Origin of the sequence: Flavonifractor sp. An306 (assembly GCF_002159455.1) — a bacterium.
Lineage (GTDB): Bacteria > Bacillota > Clostridia > Oscillospirales > Oscillospiraceae > Flavonifractor.
Genome location: NZ_NFIQ01000021.1, coordinates 20,913 through 40,512, shown reverse-complemented (window position 1 = coordinate 40,512; position 19,600 = coordinate 20,913). Strand labels below are relative to the sequence as shown.

Below are 19,600 nucleotides of genomic sequence, written 5' to 3'. Positions count from 1 at the left end.
TATGGAACCCATTGTTTTGGGCCTGTCCGGCGGGGTGGACTCCGCCGTGGCGGCCACCCTTTTGCAGCGGCAGGGCTTTGCCGTCACCGGCCTCTATCTGGACATCGGCCTGGGGGGCTCCGGCAGGGAGGACGCCGCCGCCGTGGCGGACCGGCTGGGCATCCCCCTGAAAATCGCCGACATCCGGCAGGAGCTGGAGCGGGAGGTCTGCGCCCCCTTTGCCGCCGGGTATCTGGCGGGCCGCACGCCGCTGCCCTGCGCCATGTGCAACCCGGCGGTGAAGTTCCCCGCCCTGTTTCGTCTGGCGGAGGAGATGGGGGCCAATTATGTTTCCACCGGCCACTACGCCAATGTGGACAACGGCGTGCTGAAAAAGGGAAGGCCCGCCAACGACCAGTCCTATATGCTGGCCCGGCTCACCAGGGCCCAATTGCAAAAAGTAATCTTTCCCCTGGGAATGTACGAAAAGCGGGAGGTGCGGCAGCTGGCCCGGGAGTTCGGCATCCCGGTGGCCAACAAGCCCGACTCCATGGAAATCTGCTTCATTCCCAGCGGGGATTACGCCGCCTGGCTGGAGGAGCATGGGTTTTCCACACCTGTGGGAAACTATGTGGATAACTGTGGAAAGGTGCTGGGGCAGCATAAAGGGATTCACCATTACACCCTGGGTCAGGGGAGAGGACTGGGGGTATCTGGGCCCCACCGGTACTATGTGTCGGCCATCCGGCCGGAGACAAATGAGGTGGTGCTCTCCGACGGGTCCGACCTGGGCCGGGAGGTGGTGTATGGCGCCCAGCCCAACTGGCTCGCCATTGACGGCCTGACCGGGCCCATGGAGGTGACGGTGCGGCTGCGCCACTCCCGGACGGAGCAGGAGGCCGTTTTGTCCTCCGATGGGGAGGGGATCCGGCTGGACATGAAAACCCCCGCCCGGGCCCCCACACCGGGGCAGCTGGCGGTATTCTACCAGGGGGACGCCGTAGTGGGGTCGGCCTGGATCCTGTAGCAAAACAGAAAAATGGGGCCCATTGCCGTTCAGGCAATGGGCCCCATCTGCTTTCTTACAGCGTGAGCTGTCCGTTCTGTCTGTAGAGCTGATTGGAAATATCCCGGCTCTTGTCGCGGAATTCCCACCAGGTACGCTCCAGAAGCTCCTTGAGCACATATTCCTTGGGCCGGTCGCCGGCCTGGGTGTTTTGGGAGGGGCGGTCATATTTGTAAAAGTAGCTGCTGTCGTCACGGCGCTTGAGCTCGCTGTTCAGCGCGGAGTAGCTGTCCCCGTAGGTCTGCGACAGCTCCTCCACCGCCCCCAGCACCCGGTCAATCTCGCCATAGATATCCTGGGCGTTGGGGTCAATGCGCCAAAAATCCGTGCCCTTTCCAGAAAGGGGGTTGGATTGGCCCAACGCCGCCGAGACCGCTTTATTGGTCAGGTCATAGTCCGCCAGATCCTGAGCAATGGACAAATACCCGTTGACTTCGGCTGCGCCCTTCCGCAAAAAGGTATCCCTGGTCTCTTTGACCAGGTCCAGCATGGCCTGTACCTGCTCCAGGCTCATCTGCTCCGGCAGAGCCGTCTTGCCGTCCAGCATATCCTGATATTCCTGTATGGTCTGGTCAAAGGCGGAGAGCTGATCCTGGTACTCGGTCACCGCCTGCCAGGCGCTGTCGGCCTGGACCTTCATAATCTGCATGAACGACGCATACACTTCCAGAACCCCGGTGGGCAGATTTTCCAGAACGGAGTTCTGCGTCTCCAGAACCGAGGAAAGCCGCAGCTCCACACGGTCCCGGAGGGTGGTCTGATTTTGAGCCTCCTGGAAATTCTCCGCCACCCGGCCAAGCACATCCTGGGCCGGCCAGTTCTTTCTTAACACTTCACTCTGCGAACCGTTTACCTGTATGGACGGGTTACCGCCCCAAGCTCCCTGGGCAAACGGAGTCAGATTGGACACAAACACCGTGTTCACCCCTTCTCATTGATCCTTGGAAATGGAAGATTCTCTCTGTTTATACCATCGGCATATTTGAGAGAAAATTAACGCTTACAGCCCGAAATACATAAAAAGGGCCTGATACAGTTCACCTGCATCAGGCCCCGTTTCGTTATTTCAACTCCAGACCGTTCAGATACCGCCGCGCCAGATCAAAGCCGTGGCTGGCGGCGATGTGGCGGATGCGCTGGCGGCCCATGGACAGGTGGACCTGCCGCACCCAGGTGCCCTCTGGGGTGGCCAGGGCGATGAACACCAGCCCCACCGGGTTGCCCCGCTCGTCAGGGTCGGGGCCCGCCACGCCAGTGGTGGAGATGGCCAGGTCGCAGCACAGCACCCGCCGGGCGCCCTCCGCCATGGCCCGGGCCACCGGCTCGCTCACTGCGCCGTACTGGTCCAGCAGGGCCTGGTCCACCCCCAGGACAGTGTGCTTCACCTCAGTGGCGTAGCTCACCACGCCCCCTCGGAAGGCGGCGGAGGCTCCGGGCAGGTCGGTAAACCGCTTGGCCACCAGCCCGCCGGTGCAGCTCTCGGCGGTGCCCAGGGTGAGACCCTTCTCCTTCAGGCCGTCCAGTACCACCCGCTCCAGGTTGGGCACGTCCACCCCGTACACCAGGGGCCCGAAGTGGGCCTTCAGCTCGGCCTCCACCGGGTCGATGAGGGCGTGGGCCGCCCCCTCGGTGTCCGCCTTGGCGGTGATACGCAGCTCGCACTCCCCCTCCTTGGCGTAGGGGGCCAGGGTGGGGTTGGTCATGGCGTTCATTTTATCCCGCAGCTGGGCCTCCATGGCCGACTCCCCGATGCCGATCAGCTTCAGGGTGCGGGAGGCGATCACCCCGTCGGACAGCTCCTTCAGGTAGGGCACTACCCGGTGGGTAAACATGGCCTTGCACTCCCGGGGCGGGCCGGGCAGCATGATCACCCGCACGCCGTCGGCCTCAAAGGCCACGCCGGGGGCGGTGCCCCAATCATTCTCCAGCACAGTGCAGCCCTCGGGCAGCATGGCCTGCTGGTAGTTGTTCTCGGTCATGGGCCGGTCGGGGTGGAGGTTGCGGAAATAGGCCTCAATCCGTTGGGCGGAGGGCTCATGAAACACCAGCTTTTTGCCAAAGCACGCCGCCAGCACGTTTTTGGTCAGATCGTCGCAGGTGGGGCCCAGGCCGCCAGTGGTGAGGATGATATCCGCCCGGGTTTTGGCGGTCTCCACGGCGGCCCTCAGCCGCTCCGGATTGTCCCCCACCACGGTGTGGTAGTAGACGTTGATGCCCAGGGCGGACAGGCCCTGAGAGAGCATCTGGGCGTCGGTGTTGGCGATGTTGCCCAGCAGAAGCTCGGTGCCCACGGCGATGAGCTCGGCGGTATGAGACATGGGAATGCACTTCCTTTGTTGGATTGGGGAATCGGGGTTACACCTGCACCCGCTCGATGCCGTCCACGGCGGCCTTTACCAGGCCCTCCACGTCCAGGGCGGCCTCGGCGGCCTCCAGCTCCCCCAGCACCGGGCGCAGCCGGGGGTGGCGGGGGGTGAACACGGTGCAGCAGTCCTCGTAGGGGAGGATGGAGGTCTCAAAGGTGTTGATCTTGCGGGCAATGCGGACGATCTCCTCCTTGTCCATGCCCACCACGGGGCGCAGGATCGGCAGGGAGCAGACGGCGGTGGTGGCCCGCATGGCCTCCATGGTCTGGCTGGCCACCTGGCCCAGGCTCTCGCCGGTGACGATGGCTCCGGCGCCACACCGGGCGGCCACCGCCTCGGCAATGCGCATCATGAAGCGGCGCATGAGGACGGTAAACAGCTCCTCGGGGCACTTGCGCCTCAACTCCTCCTGGATGGTGGTGAAGGGCACCACATGGACGGTGAGCCGCCCGCACCAGGGGGTGAGCAGCTTGGCCAGATCCAGCACCTTCTGCTTGGCCTCCTCGGAGGTGTAGGGGTAGGAGAAGAAGTGGACCATTTCCAGGGCAATGCCCCGCTTGGCGATCATCCAGGAGGCCACCGGGGAGTCGATGCCGCCGGAGAGCAGACTCACCGCACGGCCTCCCACCCCCACCGGCAGGCCGCCGGCTCCCGGCTCCGGATCGGCGTGGACGTAGGCGGCGTAATCCCGCACCTCCAGATACACCGTCAGCTCCGGGTGGTGGACGTCCACCTTCAGGTTGGGGTACTTCTCGTCCAGCTCGCCCCCCACGTACTGGGACAGCTGGATGGAGGTCATGGGAAAGCTCTTGTCCGCCCGCTTGGACTCCACCTTAAAGGTACGGGCGGCGGCCAGCTTGTCCCCCAGGTACTCAATGGCGGTACGGAGCATGGCGTCGGCGTCCTTCTCGCAGGAGCGGGCCCGGCTGAGCCCCACCACGCCGAACAGCTTGGTCATGGCCTCCCAGGCCCCGTCCATATCACACTGGTCGTTCTTGGGCTCCACGTACATGGTGGACTGCTTGGAGTACACCTTGAAGTCCCCGTGGGGCCGCAGGCGGCGCTTGGCGTTGGCGATCAGCCGGTCCTCAAAGGTCCGCCGGTTCAGGCCCTTCAGCACCAGTTCCCCCAGCTTCAGCAAAATAATCTCGTTCAATGTTCGTTCTCCTTATCTATGTTTTGATAGATATTTCATTATACGCCGGCTCAGCGCCGCAGGTGGGCGCTCTCCCGGTACTGGATGGCCTCGGCCAGGTGGTCCACCCCGATGCCCGCCGCCCCGTCCAGGTCGGCGATGGTGCGGGCCACCCGCAGGATCCGGTCGTAGCTGCGGGCGGTGAGGCCCAGCCGGTCAAAGGCCCCCTGGACGAGGGCCGAGCCCGCTCCGTCCAGGGCGCAGAATTCCGCCAGCTCCCTGGGGCCCATCTGGGCGTTGCACGCCGGGCCGTCGGCGCCGAAGCGGGCGGCCTGGATGGCCCGGGCGGCATCCACCCTGGCCTTGATGGCGGCGGAGGACTCCCCCTGGCTCCGGCGGGAGAGCTCCTCAAATTCCAGGGGCGGCACCTCCACATACAGGTCGATGCGGTCCAGCAGGGGCCCCGACAGCTTGCCCAGGTACTTTTCCACCGCCTGGTGGGTGCAGCGGCACCGGCTGCCGTAGCCGTACCAGCCGCACTTGCAGGGGTTCATGGCGCACACCAGCATGAACCGGGCGGGGAATTTCTCGCTGCCCGCCGCCCGGCTGATCACCACCTGGCCCTCCTCCAGGGGCTGGCGCAGGGTCTCCAGCACGTCCTTGTGGAACTCGGGCAGCTCGTCCAGAAAGAGCACCCCGTTGTGGGCCAGGGAGATCTCCCCCGGCCGGGGGATGGGGGAGCCGCCGCCGGCCATGCCGGTGGCCGAGATGGAGTGATGGGGGGCGCGGAAGGGCCGCTTGAGCAGCAGGGGATGCTGGGCGTCGGTGAGGCCCAGCACCGAGTGGACGGCGGTGGCCTCCATGGCCTCCCGCCGGGAGAGGTCGGGGAGGATGGACGGCAGCCGCCGGGCCAGCATGGACTTGCCCGACCCCGGCGGGCCCACCATGGCCAGATTGTGCCCGCCGGCGGCGGCGATCTCCAAGGCCCGCTTGGCGTTGTCCTGGCCCTTCACGTCGGCAAAGTCGGGGGAGTTCAGCTCCTCCGCCCCGGGGATCCAGACCTGGGCGGGGGAGAGGGGGGCCTCCCCCCGCAGGTGGGCGGCCAGCTGGCCCACGTCCTCCACCGGGTACACCGTCAGTCCCCCGGCCAGGGTGGCCTCGGCGGCGGAGGGGGCGGGCACATATAAGGTGGTGATCCCCGCCGCTTTGGCGGCCAGGGCCATGGGCAGCATGCCGGGCACCGGCCGCAGCCTGCCCGACAGGGACAGCTCCCCCACAAAGGCGCTGCCCGGCTCCGGCGGCTTGAGCTGGCCCCCGGCGGCCAGCACCCCCACCAGGATGGGCAGATCGTACATGGTGCCCCCCTTTTTCCGGTCGGCGGGGGCCAGATTTACCGTAATGCGGGACACCGGAAAGGTGAAGCCGCAGTTTTTGACGGCAGAGCGCACCCGGTCCCGGGCCTCCTTCACCGCCGCGTCTGGCAGGCCCACAATCTCAAAGGCGGGCAGGCCGGCGGACAGATCGCACTCCGCCCGCACCTCGTAGCCCGACACCCCGGACAATCCCAGAGAGCGCACCTCGCACAGCACAACATCACCGCCCTTTTTCCAGTATACCGCTTCCTGATGGTTGATTATACCACACTTGCGCTCCGGTGGAAAGGGCCTGACCGGCGGCCCCGGAGGGCCCTTGTCCGGCCGCAGCTGACCCTGTGATCAGGGGAACTTCTTAAACTGGCTGTTTCAGTACCTCTGGTTTTATTTTTATTCGCTCCCCACCCCCCTTGTTTGGCCCATTTTTGTGGCAAAAGGCACAAATTCCACCTGGCTTTTGGAACAGAACAGAAAATTTTTGTTTTAAAGTAAGAATGGATTTACAAACGGGAGGGATGGTGATAAAATGAAGGCGTTTTAGGAGTATATTCCTGTAAACAAATGGGAACTGCCAGGGTAATGGGAATCAGGCCCGGTCTGTTGTGGGGACGGGGACAGATTCCCATTGCCCTGGAATAACGAACAAGGAGGAATCGTTTCTATGGCGAGAAAGCTGAAAACCATGGACGGCAACACCGCTGCCGCTCATGTGTCCTACGCCTTCACCGAGGTCGCGGGCATCTACCCCATCACCCCGTCCAGCCCCATGGCCGACAATGTGGACCAGTGGGCCGCTCAGGGCCGCAAGAACATCTTCGGCACCACCGTCAACGTGGTGGAGATGCAGTCTGAGGCCGGCGCCGCCGGTACCGTCCACGGCTCCCTGGCCGCTGGCGCTCTGACCACCACCTACACCGCCTCTCAGGGCCTGCTGCTCATGATCCCCAACATGTACAAGCTGGCCGGCGAGCTGATGCCCTGCGTGTTCCACGTGTCCGCCCGTACCGTGGCCACCCACGCCCTGAACATCTTCGGCGACCACTCCGACGTCATGGCCTGCCGCCAGACCGGCTTTGCCATGCTGTGCGAGTCCAACCCCCAGGAGGTCATGGACCTGGGCGCCGTGGCCCACCTGGCCGCCATCAAGGGCCGCGTCCCCTTCCTGAACTTCTTCGACGGCTTCCGTACCTCCCACGAGATCCAGAAGATCGCCATCTGGGACAACGACGACCTGGCCGATATGGTGGACATGGACGCTGTGGAGGCCTTCCGCAAGCGCTCCCTCAACCCCGAGCGGCCCGTCATGCGCGGCTCCCACGAGAACGGCGACATCTTCTTCCAGCACCGTGAGGCCGCCAACAAGTACTACGACGCCATCCCCGGCATCGTGGAAGAGTACATGGGCAAGGTCAACGCCAAGCTGGGCACCAACTACCAGCTGTTCAACTACTACGGCGCTCCCGACGCCGACCGGGTCATCGTGGCCATGGGCTCCATCTGCGACGTGGCCGAAGAGGTCATCGACTACCTCAACGCCCACGGCGAGAAGGTGGGCCTGGTGAAGGTCCGCCTGTACCGACCCTTCCGCGCCGACAAGCTGCTGGAGGCCATTCCCGCCACCGCCACCAAGATCGCCGTGCTGGACCGCACCAAGGAGCCCGGCGCCCAGGGCGACCCCCTGTACCTGGACGTGGTCACCGCCTTTGCCAACGCCGGCCGTCAGGCCACCATCATCGGCGGCCGCTACGGCCTGGGCTCCAAGGACACCCCGCCCAGCAACGTGTTCGCCGTGTATGAGGAGCTGACCAAGCCCCAGCCCAAGCGGCAGTTCACCGTGGGCATCGTGGACGACGTGACCTTCACCTCCCTGGAGGAGAAGCCCGCCCCCAACACCGCCGCCCCCGGCACCATCGAGTGCAAGTTCTGGGGTCTGGGCGGCGACGGCACCGTGGGCGCCAACAAGAACTCCATCAAGATCATCGGCGACCACACCGACAAGTACGTGCAGGCCTACTTCCAGTATGACTCCAAGAAGACCGGCGGCGTGACCATCAGCCACCTGCGCTTCGGCGACGAGCCCATCCGCGCCCCCTACTACATCAACAAGGCCGACTTCGTGGCCTGCCACGTGCCCGCTTACATCGTCAAGGGCTTCCCCATGGTCCGGGACGTGAAGGACGGCGGCGTGTTCCTCATCAACTGCCAGTGGAGCGACGAGGAGCTGGATCACCACATGCCCGCCGTGGCCAAGCGCTACATCGCCGAGCACAACATCCAGGTCTACACCATCAACGCCATCGACCTGGCCATCGAGATCGGCATGGGCAAGCGCACCAACACCATCCTGCAGTCCGCCTTCTTCAAGCTGGCCAAGGTCATGCCTGAGGCCGAGGCCATCGGCTACATGAAGGACGCCGCCACCCACTCCTACCTGAAGAAGGGCCAGGACGTGGTGGATATGAACCACAAGGCCATCGACATGGGCGCCACCGCCTTCCACAAGTTCGAGGTCCCCGCCTCCTGGGCCACCGCCGAGGACAAGGCTCAGACCGAGCACCTGGAGGGCAACGCCGCTACCGTGAAGATGGTGAAGGAGATCATGGAGCCCGTGGGCCGCATGGACGGCGACAGCCTGCCTGTTTCCGCCTTCGCCAACGGCCACGAGGACGGCACCTTCTGCCAGGGCGCCGCCGCCTACGAGAAGCGTGGCGTGGCCGTCAACGTGCCCAAGTGGGATTCCACCAAGTGCATCCAGTGTAACCAGTGCTCCTACGTCTGCCCCCACGCCACCATCCGTCCCTTCGCTCTCACCGAGGAGGAGGCCAAGAACGCCCCCGCTCAGTCCAAGATCGTGGACATCAAGGCCGGCAAGGGCAAGGGCGTGTACAAGTTCGCTCTGGCCGTCAGCCCCCTGGACTGCATGGGCTGCTCCGTGTGCGTGAGCACCTGCCCGGTGAAGGCTCTGACCATGGTGCCTCAGGAGTCCCAGGCCGCCCAGCAGGAGGTCTTCAACTACATGGTGGCCAAGGTGGCCCCCAAGGCCGACGTGGAGGACACCACCACCGTCAAGGGCAGCCAGTTCAAGCAGCCCCTGCTGGAGTTCTCCGGCTCCTGCGCCGGCTGCGCCGAGACCGCCTATGCCCGCCTGATCACCCAGGTGTGCGGCGAGCGGATGTTCGTCTCCAACGCCACCGGCTGCTCCTCCATCTGGGGCGGTCCCGCCGCTACCTCTCCCTACACCGTCAACAAGGAGGGCAAGGGTCCCGCCTGGGCCAACTCCCTGTTTGAGGATAACGCCGAGCACGGTCTGGGCCTGTACCTGGGCCAGAAGGCCATCCGCGAGCGCCTGGCCGACCAGACCCGCAAGCTCATCGCCATCGACTATGTGGACGAGGGCATCGCCGCCGCCGCTCAGAAGTGGCTGGACACCATGGACGACGGCGTGGCCAACGGTGAGGCTGCCAAGGCCTACATCGCCGCCATGGAGGGCCACAAGGCTCAGGGCGACGGCTGCACCTGCGAGGCCTGCACCCTGGTGCGCGAGATCCTGAAGGAGAAGGAGTACCTGAACAAGAAGTCCGTGTGGATCTTCGGCGGCGACGGCTGGGCCTACGACATCGGTTACGGCGGCCTGGACCACGTCATCGCCTCCGGTGAGGACGTCAACATCTTCGTGTTCGACACCGAGGTGTACTCCAACACCGGCGGACAGGCCTCCAAGTCCTCCAACATCGGCCAGGTGGCTCAGTTCGCCGCCGCCGGTAAGACCCAGCCCAAGAAGAGCCTGGCTGAGATCGCCATGCAGTACGGCTACGTCTACGTGGCTCAGATCGCCATGGGCGCCAACCCCAACCAGACCCTGAAGGCCATCACCGAGGCTGAGAGCTATCACGGCCCCTCCCTGGTCATCGGCTACGCCCCCTGCGAGATGCACTCCATCAAGGGCGGCATGGCCAACTGCCAGGTGGAGATGAAGAAGGCTGTGGACTGCGGCTACTGGAACCTGTTCCGGTACAACCCCGCTCTGAAGGCCGAGGGCAAGAACCCCTTCACCCTGGACTCCAAGGCCCCCGCCGGCGGCTATCAGGAGTTCCTGATGAACGAGGCCCGCTACGCCTCCCTGACCCGCGCCTTCCCCGAGCGCGCCAAGGAGCTCTTCGCCCGCAACGAAGAGGCCGCCAAGGAGCGGTACGAGCACCTCACCCGTCTGGTGGAGCTGTACAAGTAAGTGCAAACACCAAGACCCCCGGGCATTGCCCGGGGGTCTTTCCGTTTTTGCTATTGGGTTACGCCCCGCTCCACATACCGGCCAGCACGGCAAAGCAGGGCAGGGTGAGGATGCAGCACAGGGTGGTGAGGGTAACCAGCTGGGCGGCGGTGCCGGCGTCCCGGCGGTACTGCTGGGCGAAGATGGAGGTATAGCCCGCGGTGGGGGTGGCGGCCAGGATCACCAGGGTGGTGTACATCACCGGCTCCAGCCCCAGCGGCAGGAGCACCAGGGCCGTCACCAGGGGCAGGCCGATGAGCTTGAGCAGGGCGGCCAGGTAGAGCCGGGGGTTGCGGAAGGTGGCCCCCAGGTCGGCCCCCGCCATCTGGGCGCCGATGACCACCATGGCCAGGGGGGTGTTCATGCTGCCCAGGAAGGAGGCGCCGTCGGCCAGCACGGAGGGCAGGCGGAGGTCCAGCAAAAACAGCCCTACCCCCGCCGCCGAGCCGATGATCCCCGGGTTGAGGAACATCTTTTTGACGGAAAAGCCCTCCTTGCCGCCCATAAGCAGCACGCCGTGGCTCCAGGCAAAGAGGGTGAAGGCCACCTGGCCCACAATGGCGAACACCATGCCCTCCTCGCCCAGCACCGCCTGGATCAGGGGCAGGCCCATGAAGCCGATGTTGCCGTACATGGCGCCGTAGCGCAGCACCGTCCGGGTGTCCGGCCCCTGCCGGTGGAAAAACAAACAGGCCAGCAGGGCGGAGAGCAGGTACAGCCCCAGGGACAGCGCCATGCACAGCCCCATGACCTTCATCAGCCGGGGGCTGCGGGGCATCTGCAGGGTGTCTATCATCAGGCAGGGCACCACCACGTACAGCAGCAGAAAGGTGACCTGGGACAGGGTCTCCCGGCTGAATTTGCCCGCCTTGGTCAGGGTATAGCCCACGGCCATCATTAAAAACAGGGTCCCCACCTGAGAGGCCACCAGCAGAAAATTGTCCGCCACGCCGCATTCCTCCTCCGCTTCTCCTAGACAAACGTAGTTCCATTATACCTGTTCCCCGGGAAATTGCAAACCGGTTGACAAAGCCGCCCCCCTGCGGCTATACTGAATTGCTGGTCTTACATGGAAGGAGGGGGCGTCATGGCCGGTCATGCCGGACGGCAAAAGGGATACCTGAAGCTGTTTGCCTCCTATTACAAGCCCCATTGGAAGCTGTTTTTATTGGATATGGTGTGCGCGCTGTGCATCTGCATTGTGGACCTGCTCTTCCCCATGGTGTCCCGCTGGTCCATGCAGACCCTGCTGCCCCAGAAGCTGTTCGCCGCCTTTTTCGGGGTGATGGCCGCCCTGATCGGGGCCTACGTGCTCAAAGGCGGGCTGTACTACATCGTCACCTACTGGGGCCACCTGCTGGGTGTACGGATGGAGGCGGACATCCGGAGGGACCTGTTTGCCCACATGCAGGACCTGTCCTTCTCCTTCTATGACAAGAACCGCACCGGCCAGTTGATGAGCCGGGTCACCGGGGACCTGTTTGAGATCACCGAGCTGGCCCACCACGGCCCGGAGGATTTGTTCATCTCGTCGGTGACCATCCTGGGGGCCTTCTGCATCATGCTCACCGTCCAGTGGCGGCTGGCCCTGGTGGTGTTCGCCGTTATCCCCATTTTCATCCTCTTTACCGCCCTTACCCGGAAAAAGATGATGCGGGCCTCCATTGAGGTAAAGGCCAAGCTGGCGGGGATCAACGGGGAGGTGGAGTCCTCCATCTCCGGTATGCGCACCGCCAAGGCCTTCGCCAACGAGCAGGCCGAGAGCGCCAAATTCAACGCCGCCAACGACCAGTTCCGGGGGGCCAAGCGGGGCTACTACCGGACCATGGCCTTCTACCAGTCGGGGATGGAGTTCTTTATGGGTATCCTGTCTGCCCTGGTCATCGCCTACGGCGGCTACCTCATCATGATGGGGCAGATGGACTTCATCGACCTGACCACCTTCGCCCTGTACGTCACCACCTTCATTACCCCCATCCGCAAGCTGTCCGCCTTTGTGGAGCAGTTCATGCAGGGCATGGCGGGCTTCAAGCGGTTTGTGGAGCTGATGGGGGTGGAGCCCGACATCCAGGACGCCCCCGACGCCAAGCCTCTGGAGCATGTGAAGGGGGACATTCTGGTGGACGACGTGACCTTCCGGTACGACTCTTCCCCGGAGCCGGTGCTGGACCACGTCACCCTCCACGTCCGCCCCGGCGAGACGGTGGCGGTGGTGGGTCCCTCCGGCGGGGGCAAGTCCACCCTGTGCCAGCTGATCCCCCGGTTCTACGACGTCACCGGCGGCCGGGTGCTGGTGGACGGCCAGGACGTGCGCGCCCTCCAGCAGCGCTCCCTGCGGGAGCACATCGGCATCGTGCAGCAGGACGTGTTCCTCTTCGCCGGCACCATCTACGACAACATCCGCTACGGCCGCCCCGACGCCACCGAGGCGGAGGTGGTGGAGGCCGCCCGCCGGGCGGAGATCTATGACGACATCATGCAGATGCCCGACGGCTTCCAGACCCAGGTGGGGGAGCGGGGGGTGATGCTCTCCGGCGGGCAGAAGCAGCGGGTGTCCATCGCCCGGATCTTCCTCAAGGACCCGCCCATCCTCATCCTGGACGAGGCCACCTCCGCCTTGGACAGCGTCACCGAGGCCCGCATCCAGTCCGCCTTTGAGGAGCTGGCCCGGGGCCGCACCACCCTCATCATCGCCCACCGCCTCTCCACCATCCGCTCCGCCGGACACATCATCGTCATCGACGGCTGCGGCATCGCCGAGGAGGGCACCCATGAGGAGCTGATGGCCAAGGGGGGCGAATACGCCCGGTTATACAGCCTCCAAAAATCGGTTTCCGTATAAAAAAACGGGGAGCGGCGGTCCGCTCCCCGTTTCTTATACCGCCTGATAGCGGTTCTGTCCGTCCTCCACCCGGCAGGTGACCCGGCCCTGGACCATCAGCCGGTCCAGGTGGGACATGCACTCTCCCACGGCAAACCACTTCTGGGCCACCGGGAACTCCGCCCAGTTCCTGGCCCGGATCTTCCAGGTCATGTACCCCGCCAGCTCATAGGCCCCGGCGCCGGGGTGATTTTTCACCGCCTGGAAGGCCTCCTCCAGCCGCTGGCAGTGGTGCTCCTTCAGCTGGTCCACCCGGGCTGCCAGATCCCCGGCGGCCCGGTGGCCGGGGAGGCAGCGGACGGGGGCATAGGCGCGGATGGCGTCCAGGCTGTCCAGATAGGACCCCAGGGCGTCGGGCATCTCGGGCCAGGAGGTGATGTTGGGGGTGATGTCAAAGAGCACGTGGTCTCCGGTGAGCATCAGCCCCTCCTTCTCCAGCCAGAAGCACATCTGGCCGGGGGTATGGCCGGGCATCAGCAGGGCTTTGAGCTGAAAGCCCCCCGCCTCCAGCACCTGGCCGTCGGACAGGCTCTCATAGCGGCCTCCCTCCGGCGGAGCCATGGAGCGGGCGGGATTGGTGTGCTCCATATCCGCCAGCAGCTCGGCCGGAAAGCCCTCGGCGGCAAATCTGCGGGTGGTATTCTCCCACCGCTGGGCCCGCTGCTGCTTGGTGCAGTCCAGCATGGGCCGGTCCAGACTGCTGACGTAGATGACCCCCCGCTCCCCGGCGGCCTCGGGGGCCAGGCCGGCGTGATCGGAGTGGAGGTGGGTGAGCAGCACGTCCACGTCGCCGGGTCCCAGGCCCAGCTCGGCCAGCTGGGCGAAAAGGGCCTGGCGGCAGGGCTCCTGCCGGAAGCCGGTGTCCACCAGCAGGGGGCGGTCTGTTCCCCGGATGAGGTAGGCGTTGAGCTCCTTCAGGGGGTTGCCCGGCAGGGGCACAGGGATGCGGTACAAATTGGGTATAATCTGTTCTGGCATGGGTCAATCTTCTCCTTTTTTCTTTTTTTTGAAACGATTATATCCTATTTCGCCGGGATATGCTATACTGTTCTTCGATAAGGAGGGAGTCCATGACCAAAACCGAACTGCTGAACAAGCTGGCCCGGGACGGGGAGGAGCGGCTGCTGCTGGCCCGCACCCTGGACAAGCTGGAGCTGGCCCAGAACCGGGGCGTGCCCAGCCACACCGGCTTTCTCTCCCCCCATGAGCGGGCCGCGGTGGAGGGTCTGCTCCGGGCCTGCGGCTACCCCCGCCACCTGTTTTCCGGCGGCTTTACTGACGCCGAGCGGACGGTGTGCGCCTTTCTCCCCGACTGGCTGGAGGGGGCGGACTGGCTGGCCGGAGCCGGGTATAACCCCATCCGGGCGGTCCGGTGCAGCTGGACCGGCGGCAAGCTGACCCACCGGGACTTTCTGGGGTCCATCCTGGGCCTGGGACTGGACCGGGAGAAGGTGGGGGACCTGCTGGTGGGGGAGGGCAGCTGCGACGTGCTGACCCTGGAGGACGTGGCCGACTTTCTGCTGCTCCACCTGGATCAGGCGGGCCGGGTGAAGCTGAAGGTGCGCGCCATCCCCCTGGAGGAGCTGAGCCCGCCGCCGGTGCAGGTGAAGGCCGTCCGGGACACGGTGAGCTCCCTGCGGCTGGACGCGGTGGCCGCCTCCGGCTTCTCCCTGTCCAGAGGGAAGGCCGCCGACCTGATCTCCTCCGGCAAGGTGCAGCTCAACCATCAGGAGTGCCTCAAGCCCGACCGGCCGGTGGCCGAGGGGGACGTGATCAGCTGCCGGGGGCTGGGCAAGTGCGTGGTAAAAGAGGTGGGCGGCCCGTCCAAAAAAGGGCGTATCATGATTGGATTGGAGCGGTATATCTAATGGACGAGAAAAAGATCGCGCGCATCAACGAGCTGGCCAAAAAGGCCAAGAGCGAGGAGGGCCTCACCCCGGAGGAGATGGTGGAGCGGGACCTGCTGCGGCAGGAGTATATCGCCGCCTACCGGGACAACCTGGTGGCCCAGCTGGAAAGCACCGTCATTGTGGAGCCCGACGGCACCCGGCACAAGCTGGGCAAAAAGCCGTAACAACAAAAAATATCCGCCCTCCGGCTTCGCCGGAGGGCGGAGTTTTTATCTCATTTACCAGCCGAAGGGGAAGTTGTAGTAGTAGTTCCCGCCCTGCTGGGGCTGTTGCTGCTGCTGGCTCTGCTGCTGGGAGTTGTACTCCTCCTGGAGCTGCTCCATGGCCGCCTGGGTGGTCTGGTTATCCTCGTCCAGGGTGACGGTCACATCCACGCTCTCCCCGTCCCGGTAAACGGTGAAGGTGACCTTGTCGCCGGCCTTGCGGTCCTGGACGGCGGACTTGAGGGAGTCGCTGCCCTCCACGGTCTGGCCGTCCACGGCGGTGATGATGTCTCCCACCTGCAGGCCGCCCTTGTCGGCGCCGGAGTCCTCCAGAACGGCCAGCACCTCGGCGCCGGCGGGCACGCCGTAGCGCTGGGCGGCCTCATTGACGTCGCTCATCAGGATGCCCACGTTGGGCTTGCCGGTGACATAGCCGTTCTCCATGATGGAGGTCACCATGTCCTTCACGTCGTTGATGGGGATGGCGAAGCCCAGGCCCTCCACCGAGGCCTCCGAGCTGGAGCTGGAGGACAGCTTGGCGGAGACAATGCCGATGACCTGGCCGTACTCATTGAACAGGGGGCCGCCGGAGTTGCCGGAGTTGATGGCGGTATCGGTCTGGAGCATGTTCATCACGGTGCCGTCGCTCATGGTGACGGAGCGGTCCTTGGCGGAGACGTAGCCGCCGGTAAAGGTGAAGGTCAGCTCGCCCAGGGGGTTGCCGATGGCGTACACGCTCTCGCCCACGTTGAGGGAGTCGGAGTCGCCCAGCACCACGGTCTGCAGGTTGCCCACGTCCACCTTCAGCACGGCGATGTCGTTGTCCTCCTCGCCGCCCACCAGGGTGGCGTCATAGCTCTTGCCGTCGGCAAAGAACACGGTGATATCGCTGACGCCGTCGATGACGTGGTAGTTGGTCAGAATGTAGCTGGTGGTGGAGTTGGAGCTGATCACGAAGCCGGAACCGGACACGGCGTTCTTCACGGTATAGCCCCACACGTTGGTGTCCACATTGCCGTTGACGCCCACCACGGCGCCCAGGTTGGCGGCGTAAATCTCCTCGGGGGTGAGGACGGTCTGGCCGTCCACATTGGCCAGGGAGACGGCGGTGGTGTTGCCGGTGCCCTGGTAGATGACGCTGGAGCCGCCGGCCAGCCGGCTGGCCGCCCACATGCTGCCGCCGCCCACCAGGCCGCCCACCAGGGCGCAGCACAGGCCCAGGGCCACAAACTTGGTCGCGGCGCGGTTCTTTTTCTTGGGGGGCTCACTTCCATGGACGTGGAACTGATCGGTCTCTATGATGGGCTCCCGCTCCTCAGGGGGTCTGTTATAATCGCTGTAATACATGACGCTTCGCTCCTCTTTAACGGGTTTCAATTCCTTTTTGGAACGAGTTTAGGATAACCGCAAATTGTGTATAAAACATGAAGAAAATTTGCATGTTTTTTAAATTTCCCCCAAAACTGCCACGGACAGTTTCAGCAGATACTGGTCGTACCCCTTGCAGCACAGCTCGTCCAGCAGCACGTCCTCCAGCACCCAGGGGCCCAGCTGGAGCCCCCGTTCCCCGGCGTGGGCGAACAGGCGGGCGTACCCCTCCCGCACGGTGTCAAAGCTGCCGGCGTGGCAGTAGACCAGGTACCGCCCCGCCGGGGCGGTGAACAGCTCCACCCCCGCCGGAGGCTGATCCACCTGGGTGTAGCAGCTGGTGTACCCGTCCCAGTCCCCCCGCCGGGCGGCGGCGGTGGGCATGAGGGCCCCCAGGGCATAGGGGCTGTCCACCCCATGGGCGTCGCAGTACTCCAGGTGGCGGGCCATCACGTGGGCAAACTTCTCCTGGTCGGTGATGCCGGCGGCGGGGGTGACCACGTACCACCGGTCCGGCTGGTCCTCCAGCTCCACCCGGCCGGGAGTGAGGGCCATGGCCCGGCGGGTGAGCTCCGCCTTGCGTCCCATCAGCCGCCGGATCCGCTCCAGCCCCGCCAGTTTCCGGGTCAGGGCGGCCTGCTCCCGGTCCAGCAGCTCCAGCAGCGCCGCCGGGCTGCGCCGGTCCAGGTAGGAGCGGATCTCCGCCAGAGGCATCCCCAGCTCCTTCAGGGCGGCGATCACATGAAATACCTCGATCTGGGCCGGGGCATAATAGCGGTAACCGTTTTCCCCCCGGAGGGCGGGGGAAAAAATGCCGATCTCGTCATAGTGAAACAGGGTGTGCCGCTTGACCCCGCACAGCCGGGCAAACTCCCCGGTGGTAAAGCCCATTTTTTTCTGGGACATTTCGCCGCCTCCTCTTGACTTTCGGGTTACCCGATAGTTTATCATAGGCGGAGCACAAGAGGAAGGGGGAATTTTGGATGAAAAACCGGCTGGACCAGGACTTTACCCTGGGCGGGCTGCTGCGCTTCGCGCTGCCCACCACCATTATGATGCTGGTCACCTCTTTCTATACCATTGTGGACGGGGTGCTCACCTCCCGTCTGGTGGGGGAGAACGCCCTGGCCGCCATCAACATCGCCTATCCCGCCATCAGCGCCATGCTGGCGGTGGGGATCATGCTGGGCACCGGCGGCAGCGCCGTGGTAGGCCACCGGATGGGGGCGGGGGACATGACGGGCGCCCGGCGCACCTTCGGCTTTCTGGCCCTGGCGGCGGTGTGCGCCGGGGGGCTGTTCGCCCTGGTGGGGGGCCTGTGGCCGGAGGAGCTGGCCCGGCTGCTGGGGGCCAGCGACCTGCTGGAAAAGGACGCCGCCATCTATCTGCGCATCCAGCTGCTCTTCGCCCCTATGGCCATGCTGCAGCTGCTGTTTGAGAGCTTTTTCGTCACCGCCGGCCGGCCCGGCCTGGGGCTGGGGCTGACCATTGCCGCGGGGATCACCAACGGGGTGCTGGACTGGGTGTACATGGGCCCGCTGGGGCTGGGCATCGCCGGGGCGGCCATCGCCACCGTCACCGGCTTCTGCATCCCGGCGGGGTGCGGCGCTCTCTTTTTCCTGCTGCGGCGGCAGGGCCTGCGGTTCGCCAAGCCGGAGCTCCGGTGGCGGCTGCTGGGCCGGGCCTGCTTCAACGGCTCGTCGGAGATGGTCACCAACCTGTCCACCGCCGTCACCACCTTCTGCTTCAACGCCATCATGCTCTCCCTGCTGGGGGAGACGGGGGTGGCCGCCATCACCATCCTGCTCTACGCCCAGTTTTTGCTGGTGTCCCTGTTTCTGGGCTTCTCCATGGGGGTGGCGCCGGTGTTCAGCTTCAACCACGGAGCGGAGCGGTATGACCGGCTGCGCTCGGTCTTTTCCCACTGCGCCCGGTTCATCCTGCTGGGGGCGGCGGCCATCTTTGCCCTGGCCCAGCTGCTGGCCCCCGTCATCGTGGGGGTTTTCTCCCCGCCGGGGTCCCAGGTGTTCGACCTGGCCCTGGGGGGCTTCCGGCTGTTCGCCCCCGCCTTTCTGTTCGCCGGGGTGAATATTTTTGCCTCCGCCCTCTTCACCGCCCTGGGGGACGGGCGGCGGTCGGCGCTGATCTCCTTCGCCCGCACCTTCGGCTTTATCATGACGGGGCTGCTGCTGCTGCCCCGGCTGCTGGGGGTGACCGGGGTGTGGTTGGCGGTGCCGGCGGCGGAGGCCCTGAGCTGCCTGCTCTCGGCAGGCCTGCTGTGGCGCAACCGGCGGATGTACGGCTGGGGCGCCCCGCCCGCTTCCACGTAAAAAAACACCTTACCCGTTTGCGCCGGCTACAAACGGGTAAGGTGTTTGTTTTATTTGTTTTTCTTGCCGTTGGCGGCAGCCTTTTCCGGCTGCGCGCTCTCGACCGTGTCGTCCGTGTCCCAGCCGCCGGGATAATTGGGGCCAAACTCCAATTCCGGCACCGGGGGAGCCTTGGGCTCGGCAGGGGGCTGGTGGTCCTTGGGTCTCTCCATCATGGTGGTGCGGCCGTTGAGCCTGCCGCCGTCCTCAATGACCAGGGACACCGTCTCAATGTCGCCCTGGATATGACCGGTCCGCTCCAGGCACAGATGGTCTTTCACCGTTGCGTTGCCCTCAATATTGCCCGCGACCCGCAGCACATTCACCGCCACAGGCCCTTTCACCGTACCGGAAACCGCCACCGTGAGGGCTCCATCCAGGGAAATTTCACCCTCCACTATGCCTTCCACCCGCACGGTCCCTTTTCCCTTCAGCGTACCGGTGAGGGTCATCCCCTTGCTGATCACCGTATCCGCTTTCACCTGCGGAGCATATGCCGAGGTCTGACTGGATGACTTTGCAAAAGACGGTGTCCGTTCCTCCATAGTTTCCTCCTCTTCCAATTCCAGCTCCGGAGCCATTTCTGTCTCTTCTCCGAATTCGTTTGGTCCACCCTTTAATGTTTTAAAAAATCCCAATCATTCCACCTCCATTACACCGGCCCAAACATATGTCAGATTATA

The 19,600-nt window shown here is 64.7% G+C and carries 15 protein-coding genes; 6 read left to right on the top strand and 9 right to left on the bottom strand.

The window, feature by feature from the left end:
- Position 1: 1 nt before the first annotated feature.
- Positions 2-1,006 carry a tRNA 2-thiouridine(34) synthase MnmA gene (gene mnmA / locus B5F88_RS07210; protein ID WP_087343589.1) on the top strand — a complete coding sequence of 335 codons (1,005 nt, stop codon included), beginning with the start codon at positions 2-4 and terminating at the stop codon, positions 1,004-1,006.
- A gap of 55 nt (positions 1,007-1,061) precedes the next feature.
- Here the strand turns inward: mnmA and B5F88_RS07205 are convergent, their stop codons facing one another.
- The 4 genes from B5F88_RS07205 to B5F88_RS07190 form a co-directional block, all read right to left on the bottom strand.
- Positions 1,062-1,835: a hypothetical protein gene (locus B5F88_RS07205; RefSeq protein WP_087343587.1), complete on the bottom strand. Its 774-nt coding sequence runs from the start codon at positions 1,833-1,835 to the stop codon at positions 1,062-1,064.
- 271 nt (positions 1,836-2,106) lie between these two features.
- Positions 2,107-3,363 carry a competence/damage-inducible protein A gene (locus B5F88_RS07200; RefSeq protein WP_087343584.1) on the bottom strand — a complete coding sequence of 419 codons (1,257 nt, stop codon included), beginning with the start codon at positions 3,361-3,363 and terminating at the stop codon, positions 2,107-2,109.
- A gap of 37 nt (positions 3,364-3,400) precedes the next feature.
- Positions 3,401-4,567 carry a tRNA uracil 4-sulfurtransferase ThiI gene (gene thiI, locus B5F88_RS07195; protein ID WP_087343582.1) on the bottom strand — a complete coding sequence of 389 codons (1,167 nt, stop codon included), beginning with the start codon at positions 4,565-4,567 and terminating at the stop codon, positions 3,401-3,403.
- 50 nt (positions 4,568-4,617) lie between these two features.
- The gene (locus B5F88_RS07190) at positions 4,618-6,135 is read right to left on the bottom strand and encodes a YifB family Mg chelatase-like AAA ATPase (protein WP_087343579.1); all 1,518 of its coding nucleotides are present in this window, start codon (positions 6,133-6,135) and stop codon (positions 4,618-4,620) included.
- Between the two features lie 445 nt (positions 6,136-6,580).
- Between B5F88_RS07190 and nifJ the strand changes: the two genes are divergently transcribed.
- A complete protein-coding gene (nifJ, locus tag B5F88_RS07185) occupies positions 6,581-10,147 on the top strand; it encodes a pyruvate:ferredoxin (flavodoxin) oxidoreductase (protein WP_087343574.1) in 3,567 nt (1,188 codons plus the stop codon).
- Positions 10,148-10,205: 58 nt separating this feature from the next.
- On the opposite strand, the gene B5F88_RS07180 is transcribed toward nifJ, so the two are convergent.
- Positions 10,206-11,135, bottom strand: a complete 930-nt coding sequence (locus B5F88_RS07180; RefSeq protein ID WP_242959673.1) for an AEC family transporter — start codon at positions 11,133-11,135, stop codon at positions 10,206-10,208.
- 138 nt (positions 11,136-11,273) lie between these two features.
- Here B5F88_RS07180 and B5F88_RS07175 point away from each other — a divergent pair, with 138 nt between their 5' ends.
- Positions 11,274-13,028, top strand: a complete 1,755-nt coding sequence (locus B5F88_RS07175; protein ID WP_087343571.1) for an ABC transporter ATP-binding protein — start codon at positions 11,274-11,276, stop codon at positions 13,026-13,028.
- Positions 13,029-13,061: 33 nt separating this feature from the next.
- On the opposite strand, the gene B5F88_RS07170 is transcribed toward B5F88_RS07175, so the two are convergent.
- Positions 13,062-14,045, bottom strand: a complete 984-nt coding sequence (locus B5F88_RS07170; RefSeq protein ID WP_087343568.1) for an MBL fold metallo-hydrolase — start codon at positions 14,043-14,045, stop codon at positions 13,062-13,064.
- Between the two features lie 92 nt (positions 14,046-14,137).
- Here B5F88_RS07170 and B5F88_RS07165 point away from each other — a divergent pair, with 92 nt between their 5' ends.
- Positions 14,138-14,935, top strand: a complete 798-nt coding sequence (locus tag B5F88_RS07165) for a YlmH/Sll1252 family protein (RefSeq protein ID WP_087343565.1) — start codon at positions 14,138-14,140, stop codon at positions 14,933-14,935.
- Positions 14,935-15,141: a DUF896 domain-containing protein gene (locus B5F88_RS07160; protein WP_087343562.1), complete on the top strand. Its 207-nt coding sequence runs from the start codon at positions 14,935-14,937 to the stop codon at positions 15,139-15,141. Before B5F88_RS07165 ends, B5F88_RS07160 begins: the two co-directional genes overlap by 1 nt.
- A gap of 54 nt (positions 15,142-15,195) precedes the next feature.
- On the opposite strand, the gene B5F88_RS07155 is transcribed toward B5F88_RS07160, so the two are convergent.
- Both B5F88_RS07155 and B5F88_RS07150 read right to left on the bottom strand, forming a co-directional pair.
- The gene (locus B5F88_RS07155) at positions 15,196-16,527 is read right to left on the bottom strand and encodes a trypsin-like peptidase domain-containing protein (RefSeq protein ID WP_087343558.1); all 1,332 of its coding nucleotides are present in this window, start codon (positions 16,525-16,527) and stop codon (positions 15,196-15,198) included.
- Positions 16,528-16,626: 99 nt separating this feature from the next.
- Complete coding sequence (locus B5F88_RS07150; protein ID WP_162612137.1) at positions 16,627-17,454, bottom strand: MerR family transcriptional regulator; 828 nt, start codon at positions 17,452-17,454, stop codon at positions 16,627-16,629.
- Positions 17,455-17,531: 77 nt separating this feature from the next.
- Here B5F88_RS07150 and B5F88_RS07145 point away from each other — a divergent pair, with 77 nt between their 5' ends.
- Positions 17,532-18,878, top strand: a complete 1,347-nt coding sequence (locus B5F88_RS07145) for an MATE family efflux transporter (protein ID WP_087343553.1) — start codon at positions 17,532-17,534, stop codon at positions 18,876-18,878.
- Between the two features lie 50 nt (positions 18,879-18,928).
- On the opposite strand, the gene B5F88_RS07140 is transcribed toward B5F88_RS07145, so the two are convergent.
- Positions 18,929-19,498, bottom strand: coding sequence for a polymer-forming cytoskeletal protein (locus B5F88_RS07140; protein WP_087343550.1), 570 nt, complete (start codon positions 19,496-19,498; stop codon positions 18,929-18,931).
- Between the last annotated feature and the right edge of the window lie 102 nt (positions 19,499-19,600).

What these genes read in the sequence shown, in the direction of transcription:
- mnmA (WP_087343589.1), top strand. Translation starts at nt 2, where the DNA reads ATGGAACCCATTGTTTTGGGCCTGTCCGGCGGGGTGGACTCCGCCGTG.
- B5F88_RS07200 (WP_087343584.1), bottom strand. Translation starts at nt 3,363, where the DNA reads ATGTCTCATACCGCCGAGCTCATCGCCGTGGGCACCGAGCTTCTGCTG.
- nifJ (WP_087343574.1), top strand. Translation starts at nt 6,581, where the DNA reads ATGGCGAGAAAGCTGAAAACCATGGACGGCAACACCGCTGCCGCTCAT.
- B5F88_RS07175 (WP_087343571.1), top strand. Translation starts at nt 11,274, where the DNA reads ATGGCCGGTCATGCCGGACGGCAAAAGGGATACCTGAAGCTGTTTGCC.
- B5F88_RS07170 (WP_087343568.1), bottom strand. Translation starts at nt 14,045, where the DNA reads ATGCCAGAACAGATTATACCCAATTTGTACCGCATCCCTGTGCCCCTG.
- B5F88_RS07165 (WP_087343565.1), top strand. Translation starts at nt 14,138, where the DNA reads ATGACCAAAACCGAACTGCTGAACAAGCTGGCCCGGGACGGGGAGGAG.
- B5F88_RS07160 (WP_087343562.1), top strand. Translation starts at nt 14,935, where the DNA reads ATGGACGAGAAAAAGATCGCGCGCATCAACGAGCTGGCCAAAAAGGCC.
- B5F88_RS07155 (WP_087343558.1), bottom strand. Translation starts at nt 16,527, where the DNA reads ATGTATTACAGCGATTATAACAGACCCCCTGAGGAGCGGGAGCCCATC.
- B5F88_RS07150 (WP_162612137.1), bottom strand. Translation starts at nt 17,454, where the DNA reads ATGTCCCAGAAAAAAATGGGCTTTACCACCGGGGAGTTTGCCCGGCTG.
- B5F88_RS07145 (WP_087343553.1), top strand. Translation starts at nt 17,532, where the DNA reads ATGAAAAACCGGCTGGACCAGGACTTTACCCTGGGCGGGCTGCTGCGC.
- B5F88_RS07140 (WP_087343550.1), bottom strand. Translation starts at nt 19,498, where the DNA reads ATGGCTCCGGAGCTGGAATTGGAAGAGGAGGAAACTATGGAGGAACGG.